The sequence below is a fragment of the Nocardia sp. NPDC004711 genome (genome assembly GCF_053601595.1).
In genome coordinates this window covers 1-8,217 of the sequence record NZ_JBSGCB010000131.1, presented here as the reverse complement: position 1 = coordinate 8,217, position 8,217 = coordinate 1, and the positions used below count along the sequence as shown (strand labels likewise).

Annotated in this window: 8 protein-coding genes and 1 pseudogene; 8 read left to right on the top strand and 1 reads right to left on the bottom strand. The window is 66.9% G+C overall.

Going from position 1 to position 8,217, the window contains the following annotated elements; translation table 11 throughout:
- Positions 1–240, top strand: a 240-nt coding sequence (locus ACWEKS_RS48290; RefSeq protein ID WP_452346427.1) for a MarR family transcriptional regulator, incomplete at its 5' end; no start/stop codon positions are given.
- Between the two features lie 726 nt (positions 241–966).
- On the opposite strand, the gene ACWEKS_RS48285 is transcribed toward ACWEKS_RS48290, so the two are convergent.
- On the bottom strand, positions 967–1,146 hold the full coding sequence (locus ACWEKS_RS48285; RefSeq protein WP_452346426.1) for a hypothetical protein: 180 nt from the start codon (positions 1,144–1,146) through the stop codon (positions 967–969).
- 118 nt (positions 1,147–1,264) lie between these two features.
- Here ACWEKS_RS48285 and ACWEKS_RS48280 point away from each other — a divergent pair.
- From ACWEKS_RS48280 to ACWEKS_RS48250, 7 genes and pseudogenes are all read left to right on the top strand, one after another.
- Positions 1,265–1,456: pseudogene (locus ACWEKS_RS48280) on the top strand (hypothetical protein); the annotation flags it as partial.
- A gap of 528 nt (positions 1,457–1,984) precedes the next feature.
- Positions 1,985–2,299, top strand: a complete 315-nt coding sequence (locus tag ACWEKS_RS48275; RefSeq protein WP_452346425.1) for a hypothetical protein — start codon at positions 1,985–1,987, stop codon at positions 2,297–2,299.
- Between the two features lie 415 nt (positions 2,300–2,714).
- Positions 2,715–3,197: a COG4315 family predicted lipoprotein gene (locus ACWEKS_RS48270; RefSeq protein ID WP_452346424.1), complete on the top strand. Its 483-nt coding sequence runs from the start codon at positions 2,715–2,717 to the stop codon at positions 3,195–3,197.
- Positions 3,197–3,745 (top strand): sigma-70 family RNA polymerase sigma factor, encoded by a 549-nt coding sequence (locus ACWEKS_RS48265; RefSeq protein ID WP_452346423.1) that lies wholly within the window; start codon positions 3,197–3,199, stop codon positions 3,743–3,745. Before ACWEKS_RS48270 ends, ACWEKS_RS48265 begins: the two co-directional genes overlap by 1 nt.
- Positions 3,742–4,407: an anti-sigma factor family protein gene (locus tag ACWEKS_RS48260; RefSeq protein WP_452346422.1), complete on the top strand. Its 666-nt coding sequence runs from the start codon at positions 3,742–3,744 to the stop codon at positions 4,405–4,407. The genes ACWEKS_RS48265 and ACWEKS_RS48260 overlap by 4 nt, the downstream gene beginning before the upstream one ends.
- Before the next feature lie 548 nt (positions 4,408–4,955).
- Positions 4,956–5,378: a hypothetical protein gene (locus tag ACWEKS_RS48255; RefSeq protein WP_452346421.1), complete on the top strand. Its 423-nt coding sequence runs from the start codon at positions 4,956–4,958 to the stop codon at positions 5,376–5,378.
- Between the two features lie 868 nt (positions 5,379–6,246).
- Positions 6,247–7,674 (top strand): alpha/beta hydrolase, encoded by a 1,428-nt coding sequence (locus ACWEKS_RS48250; protein ID WP_452346420.1) that lies wholly within the window; start codon positions 6,247–6,249, stop codon positions 7,672–7,674.
- Positions 7,675–8,217 lie beyond the last annotated feature (543 nt).

The following is an 8,217-nucleotide window of genomic DNA, read 5'->3' as shown; positions in this document are numbered from 1 at the left end:
CCCATGATGACCTCCCAGGTGCTGCGCACCCTGGAACAGAAGGGCCTGCTGGAACGGCGCGATCACCCCACCGACCGCCGCGCCAAATCCCTCGTCCCCACCGAATCCGGTGCGGCCCTGGTCAATCGGGCCATCGGCGCCGTCGAAACCTGCGACCGCGACTTCTTCGCCCCCCTCGGCGACCACACCCCCCGCTTCACCGACTCCCTGTGTCTGCTCCGCAACCGCGATTCTGGCTGAACCGTCTCACGCCGGACGGGAGTGGGCGGGGCCGCAACCATCGCACTATTGCCTTCTGCTCAGGTTTCACAAGCTGTCTATGTCATCGACTGCGATATTCGGTTCGGCGGGGCCGTGAGTCAGAAGCCAGTGCCGGAACCGTTTCCGGATGTCGGAAGGTAAGGGGCGGTGCGGCGGGAAGGGAAAGCCAAGGGACTGGCATGTAATCGCGCCGAGGATTTGGAAGAACATGCGACCGGGCAGCGGTGGAGGTTCTTGCCGAACAACAGCACTCTCCATACTGTTGGCCCGCAGAACGGTCACCCGCGAGCGGAACGCCGTTGAGGCCGACTACTGGCCTGATGAGCCACCTGCGACTCCCGACGCCCAACTCGGCGGAGAGCTGAGCGACCGTGTTGGACGTGGCGCGGAGTGTCGTCATCGCATCGGCTCTGCGGCGTCGTCGTTGCGGCGTCGGCCGGTGACTTTCGAGGAGGGGAGACGACCGGCCTTGGAGGTAAGTCCCTCTATCAGGACTTCACCGCTTCCGGCCCAGCACGTGAGAAGGCGTACCAACATGCCCACCCTGCCCCTTTGTTCCTTGCCCGATGTCCACCCGCACCGCGGTGAGGGCGCGGCTCGATGACCAAGCTCGTGCTCGCTGTCCACGTCTTGGCGGCCATCATCACCATCGGCCCCGTGACGGTCGCTGCCAGCATGTTCCCCGCGGCAGTCCGCCGAGCTGCCTCAGCCCCAGGCGATGAGACCCTCGCGGGTGTGCGAGTCCTGAACCGGATCTGCCGCGTCTACGCGCAGATCGCAATCGCTGTTCCGGTGTTCGGATTCGCGCACCGCAAGCCTGATGCATGTCTTGGGCAGCCCCTGGCTGATCATCTCCATCGCCCTGACGGGCGTCGCCGCCTTCACATCCTCATGGGCCCGTTATGGGCTGCCGCCACTGGCCCGGGCACCCCGGGCTGCGACCACCGTCGGTCGGTCGACACCGCCGGGATGACGAGAGTCGTCGACGTCGGCGGTGCGGGTGCTGGTGCTGGGCCTGTTGGTGCTGCCCCGCCAACACTCCATCCTCACCGCCCTTGCCGAAACGACGGCCGAGCCCCGTCTCGATCGAGCAGTCACAGCTCGGCTGGCGATGCTCACCGGAGTCTTCAACCTGCTGTGGGCCACGGTCACGGTACTGATGATCGTCCGTCCCGGCTCGACCACCGGAGCTTGAACGCCATGACCACCCGTAGACCGCTGCGCATCTGCGCAACGATCGAGCTGATCACACTCGCCACGCTCTTGACGAACATGATCACCTTCGATGCGCACACCGTCGCCGCACTGACCGGCCCGATCCACGGTTTCGCCTGGCTCTACGGCGTCATCGCCACCTGGCGCGACGCCCACTCCACCGGGCAGCGCATCCTGCTGTCGGCCATACCCGGCGTCGGCGGCATGCTGGCACTGCGAAGCCTGGACCGCGCGGACGCCCAAAGCCCCAGTCCTGACGCCCCTACATGGCAAGTCGGCCGAGCCCCTGACCTCTCGGTCGGTGCCGCCTGTTCGCAGGGAGGCGCCGGGGACGACCTCGGGGCGGGACGACGAACCTGGCCTGCTCCAGCGCTGAGGAGTTCGGGCCCAGGACGTGCTCGAACAGCTGGCCCCGAAGCGGACTTCGACTTGGGCCCGAGAGCGCTGATCGCCGGACGTCGGCTGCGGCGGTGGAAGCTCGAATCGAGGAGTAAAGGATTTCGATGCCATGACCGACGTCGAGGAGGTGACCCAGTTCGCGAGCGCGATGGGTGAGCTTTCCGGTCTGGTTACTCCGGGCGCTCTGGCTGCGGTCGACGCCGCCGGGGTGACGGGGGTCGTCGACATCGAGGGTGCGGACGGCGATTTCGTGCTGGGGTTGGTGCACGCCGACCCGCAACCGCACGGTCAGGCGCTCGACCTGCCCCTGCGGTGGAAGGAGTCCGGGCAGAGGCCGTCAAGCGGCGGACTCTACGTCCCGGAACTCACTCCCGCCCGATCTCATCCCCTGAGGGCCACTGTTGACCGCAGAAACCACTCGTGAGCTGGGCCCGGAGCGCCACTTCGGTGAGGTACGAATTCGCGATCTCACCCGGACGCCCCGTCACCACCAGCCGACCCTGTACCCAACGTGTTCCCGTGGTGGACAGGCCACGCGGCACAGCCGGTCGACGCGGTGGCGGGACGCCCGATCTTGTTGTAGTTTCCCGGCTCCGTCACACGGAGCCGACAGAGCCCGTACCGTTCTGCCGGGTCTCGGGCCGATCGAAGTCGAGGTTGACGGTGTTCCAGCCGATTTGGGTGGCCCGCGACGCCCGATGTTCGACGCCCACGGTGTGCACCCGATCGGGAAGGCCCTTCGCAAGTGGGCTGCGTCACAGTTCAGCGTGGAATCGAACCTGGCCGGAATGAGCGGCGTCCCCTGTACGCACTGGAAAACCGAGGATGGGAGCTCGCCGATGACATTGCGACACTGGATGGTGGCCACCGCGGTGGTGGCCGGAACGGTCGCGCTGACCGCGTGTGGATCGGGCGCGAAGGACGAGGCGGGCAGCACCGCCTCCGGCACCACCACGGCATCGGTCACCAACGCCCAGGCCGCCGCGACCGTCGGGGTGCAGACCCTCGGCGGACGGCAGGCGCTGGCGGACGGTTCCGGGCGCGCGCTGTACCTGTTCACCAAGGACACGCCCGGCCACTCCGCGTGCGCGGGTGAGTGTCTGGTGAAGTGGCCCGCCGTGACCGCGGCCGTCACCGCGGGCACGGGTATCGACGCCGCTAAACTCGGCACGCTCACGCGTGCCGACGGGTCGGCGCAGGCCAGCTATGCGGGCAAACCGCTGTATTACTTTGCGGGCGACAAGAATCCGGGCGATACCGCCGGTCAGGGCGTCATGGATGTCTGGTTCCTGCTCGACGCCCAGGGCGAGGCGATTCGCTGATGCGGCTGCCGTGGGCGGCAAACCGAACGGTCTCGGACGAGGAGTTCCTGACCGCGATCGACGCCGCCCACGGCCGGGCCGTACGCAACTACCTGCACGGGCGATGGCGCGATCCGCACCAGGTCGAGGATCTCACCCAGGAAGTGCTGCTGCGGGCCTGGCGCTCGGTGGAAACCTTGCGCCGCAAGGACATCACCGAGCTGGAGATTCGCGGCTGGCTGCTCACCACCGCACACCGGGTTCTGGTGGACCGGTGGCGCGCCGAACAGCGCCGACCTGTCGCATCGGTCGAGCGTGCCGATCTGGCCGATCTGGCCGCCGTCGATCAGCCCCTGGAGCGGGCCATCGACGGCTGGCTGGTCTCCGACGCCCTGGCTCGCCTCTCGCCCGAGCATCGGGCCGTCGTAGTCGAGCTCTACTTCCGCGATCGCAGCGTGGCCGAGACCGCGCGGCGGCTTGGCATCGCCGAGGGCACAGTCAAATCCCGCAGCTACTACGCGGTGCGCGCACTACGTTCCATCTTCGACGAACTGGGGGTGACCCGGTGACCAACGCCGGACACGAGCACTACCGGCACCTGCTGGGCGCGTACGTGCTGGGCGGGCTGGGCCCGGCCGACAAGGCCGCTGTGGACGCTCATTCGGCGGACTGCCCGGCCTGCCGCCGGGAACTGGCCGAATTCGCCGTCGTACCGGGACTACTGGCTAAAGCCGAAGTACCGCAGGATGATTCACCCATCCAGGAGCAGTCCTCTGTGGCGTTGCGGGAGACGCTGCGCGCGGTATCCGCCGCCCGGGCCGCGCAGCGCAGGCGCCGCGTGTTCGCGACCGCGGGCCTCACCGCCGCCGCGCTGGCCGCCGGTGTCGCACTCGGATTCGTCCTGCACCCCGCCGAGTCGCCGGGCACATCGGCCACCGACCGTGTCATCGCGTTCACCACCGGCTCCGGAACATCCAGCAGCACAATCGATCTCACGCCCAAACCGTGGGGCACCGAACTGCACCTCACCCTGCGCGACCTTCCCGCCGGGCTGCGCCTGACGGCCGTGGCGGTCGGCGCGAACGGCCAGAGCGAACCCGCCGCCACCTGGACCACGCCCGCGGTGAACCCCATCAAGGTGACCGGCGCGGTCTCGTTCCGCGCCGACACCGTGCACCGCATCGAAATCCGCACCGACAGCGGCACTCCCGTCGCCGTCGCGACTGGCTGACGCCGGAATCGGGGTTCCGGTAGTAACCCGCAGAACAACGAAGTTCGGGTAGCCGCTGTTCAGGGCCGTGCAAAACACCAGTCCAGGGCGATTACAGCAGATGCCTTCGTCGAGCGGGAGTTCGGGTATACGCAGCTGTGGGCTCTTCGGGTCTCCAGCTAGCCCATGTCGACCGCCGCCGCCCGGCCCAGGGACAACGGCCAACATTGTCCCTACTTTCCGGAGGCCCGCCAACCCATGAACAACCTCGGTGTCTCGAGGAGCGGGGCGATCCCGCCGAGGCCGAAACCTGGTCAGGAGTCTTCGCGGCCAGGGCGGCGATCGTGCGCAGACCTCGCGGTTTGCCGCGGTGGCCGAGGCAGCGCCCACACCGTGGCAAGCGAATTCCGCTCGGCCGCAATCGATCCTGAGCAGGGATCTGGACACCTCGCTGCTGGTGTGCCGGCCAGTCGCACAGTGTCGTAGTGATCGCACGAGTTCCCTTCGGCCGCAGTGGATTCTGTTACGCTCCGTATCGGCCGGACGCTGACGATCGCGGAGGGAAACACGTGGAAGACAGCTACGAGTGGGACGCTCTGGTCGACCGCATTTCTGAGGACAGTTACGGCGTGCATGTAGAGCCCGACAAGATCAGCGTCAAGGTCATCGACGCCGAAGAGGACTGGGCCGCTCCGGACGTCGTGATCAGGCGGGCAGGCGAGGACTGGATCCAGATCGACAGGCCGTTCGCCGTGGCCGGCAAGGTAGACCTCCTGGCCATACTCAACAAGGTCGGCAGCACGGGCACGATAGGCGGGCTCGTCGTAATGGATGAGCAGATCATGCTGCGACACGCGCTCCGGCTGACCGAGGCCGTCGAGCGCGACGACCGCTACGGCGACTCTTGGAAGTATGAAGAACCATTGAGCAGCATCATTAATGCGGCCAGGCTGCTGGGGCGGCAGCTCGCCGGGCACGACGACGACTTCTAACCGGCACCGCGGACAACCACGCCCAGCTTGGCACCGAACCCGGGGGGCGCCGCGGTCATCAGCCACGCCCTGTTAGCTCAGGCCTACACCCCAACTCCGAACCTGACGGGCGCGTTCGGAAAACGATCGCAGGATCTCCCAGCCACAAAGACGCATACGGCTTGCCTCCGGCTGCGCCTGCCTCTCGGTAGGGGTGAAAGTAAGAATCCGTGTCAGGTGGTACATGAAGCCGCTGAAATGCCTTGCGGCAAAACGCCGCCGCGCTTTCATTGCGTCGGGCGACCAACGGTTCCGGTAGGTTCCGGGCTTGCCGGCCGAGCAAATCGGGCGTCCTCGTCGCACCTCGGCCGCGGAGGGCGTGGGTGGCGCTACGGTTCCGACATGATGCTGCTGCAGCCGCCCACGATCGCGTCCGCGCAGGAGAGGGGGATGATCCTCGATGTGGCCGCTGTCGGGGACGGCGGCGAGTCTCCGGAATCGGGCCGAGGTCCCGGTCGCCGGCCCCACCAACGAAGCCAGCGGAAGATCCCCTGCTCAGCTCATTTGGTTGGTCACCGGCTTGTGTGTGCTATCGATCGGACCACGCCGGTGAATCGACCTAACCAGGCATTTGCCGCGTAATCGGCTACGGTTCGGCGTCGAGGGTTCCTTGTAAGACAGCCACGCATTTTCACCGTGACGATAGCGAGGATCTGTGACGAACCGCGCTCGTTTCACCCGATGCATAGTGGCATCCATGATGGTGGCCGCGGCTGTGGCCTGCGGCGCCGCGCCCGCCACGGCTCAGCCGTCGGATGAGGCGACTGGGGGAACGCCTGCCGCGGTCTGGACCCCGTGCCCCGACCACCCGGATTTCGAATGCACCACCGTGCCGGCACCATTGGACTACCAGCATCCCGACAGGCGCACGATCGAGCTGGCGGTCATCCGACACCGGGCAACCGACCCCGCGCATCGGATCGGCAGCCTGCTGTTCAACCCAGGCGGGCCGGCAGGAGCAGGCACCACAGTCCTCCCGATCGCATATCCGCTCTTCCCACTCCAGATCCAGGAACGGTTCGACATCGTCAGCTGGGATCCGCGCGGGGTCGGTGAATCGACCTCCGTTCAATGCTTCGACGATAAGGCGGAGTTCGATGCCTGGTTCGCGCAGTTGCCTGTGGGGTTTCCGGTCGGCCACGAGCAGGAGCAGCGGTGGATCGACCTGTACGCCGAACTCGGCCGGGGTTGCGAGCGGCGTGATCCGGCCTTGTTGCGGTTCGTCTCCACCACCGACTCGGCCTACGACATCGATCTACTGCGCAGAGTCCTCGGCGAACAGCTGGTGACCTACTTCGGGGTCTCCTACGGGACGCTGCTGGGCGCCACCTACGCCAACCTTTTCCCCGACCGGGTCCGGGCGATGGTGCTGGACGGCAATATCGATCCGTCTGCGTGGTACGACTGGAGCCCGGTGTTGTCGACCTTCCTACGGCAGGCATCCGACCTGGGAACGGCCAAGACGCTGGAACAGTTCTTGAACCTGTGCAGCCAAGCAGGCCCGATCCGCTGCCCGTTCTCGGCCGGCAGTGCGGTGGCGACCCGAGCGAAGTACGAGGCACTGCTGCACCGCCTGCTCATCCACCCGCAGGACGGGTTCACCTACGCCGCCACCGCCAACGCCGTGCGCGCCAATCTGTATACCGTCCATGCCACCGCCGGTTCCCCAGCGAACTGGACGGCGCTGGCCGAGCTGCTGCAGCAGCTGTGGCTGGGCGCAACGCCGCAGATGCCCGACCCGGGCGAGAATCTCCTGGTGGACCGGTCCTCGACAGTGCTGAGCGACTCCTCCCGGGAAGGTTCGGCCCAACAGCAGAAGTACACGGGCGTCGAGCAGCCCTTGGCGATCATCTGCGGCGAGAGTCCCAACCCGCGCGATCCGCACATCTACGGCGCCTTGGCGAAGTTCAGTACCGTTCGAGCCGGTACGGTCGGGCCCTTCTGGGCGTGGGTGACCGAGGCGTGCTCCACCTGGCCCGCCAAGGCCGCCCATCGCTACACCGGCCCGTGGGGCCGCTCCGCGACACCGATCCTCACCGTCAACGCCATCTTCGATCCCGCCACCCCGTACCACAACGCCCTGGCCATGACCGCCCAACTGCACAACGCCAGGCTGCTTACCGTCGCTGGATACGGGCACACCACGCTGTTCAACCCGAGCAGCTGCGCGAAAGCCTACGAGAGCGACTACGTCATCCGTGGCGCGCTGCCCCCACCCGGCACGGTCTGCCAGCAGGACGTCCCACCGTTCACTTGACACCACCTCCAGCAGATCCACCCCGACAGGTGGACGACCAACGGCGCCGATCACAATCGCGGCGGCGGCCATCTGGTGGCCGCACGGCGTGCGCGCAACCGAACAATGCCTGGTCGCAAGGACGCTGGGCGAACATGCCTGACGGGTGTGACGTGCACAAATGGTCCGGATGCGAATCTGGGGGTCAGGTGGTCGCAGGTTCAAATCCTGCTGTCAGCCCGGCAGGTACGAAACCCCCTCCGACCCGGGTCGGAGGGGTTTCCTCATTTCCCCACAACCGCGGCGCGGGACCACAACCCGTCGGCGGGCATTCACCGGAATGGCCCGAAAAGTGGCCGAAGTCATTCCAGCGCAATCGGACTCGGCGCCATCGCCTCCGCGGCCGCAACCACGCTATCTACACTCGGAATCTCGGACATGATCCCCACAATGCTCGCCATCCCACCCCTGTTGGCCGTCGCTGAGTTTGCCGATGTTGGCGTCATCGGTGGTGCCGATGATGAGGGGATGGGAACGGCCTCGCTCGGCTGGGTGAGCGAGGCC

Bases quoted from the DNA above. Each gene is read 5' to 3' on its own strand.
- ACWEKS_RS48270 (WP_452346424.1), top strand. From the start codon at position 2,715: ATGACATTGCGACACTGGATGGTGGCCACCGCGGTGGTGGCCGGAACG.
- ACWEKS_RS48275 (WP_452346425.1), top strand. From the start codon at position 1,985: ATGACCGACGTCGAGGAGGTGACCCAGTTCGCGAGCGCGATGGGTGAG.
- ACWEKS_RS48265 (WP_452346423.1), top strand. From the start codon at position 3,197: ATGCGGCTGCCGTGGGCGGCAAACCGAACGGTCTCGGACGAGGAGTTC.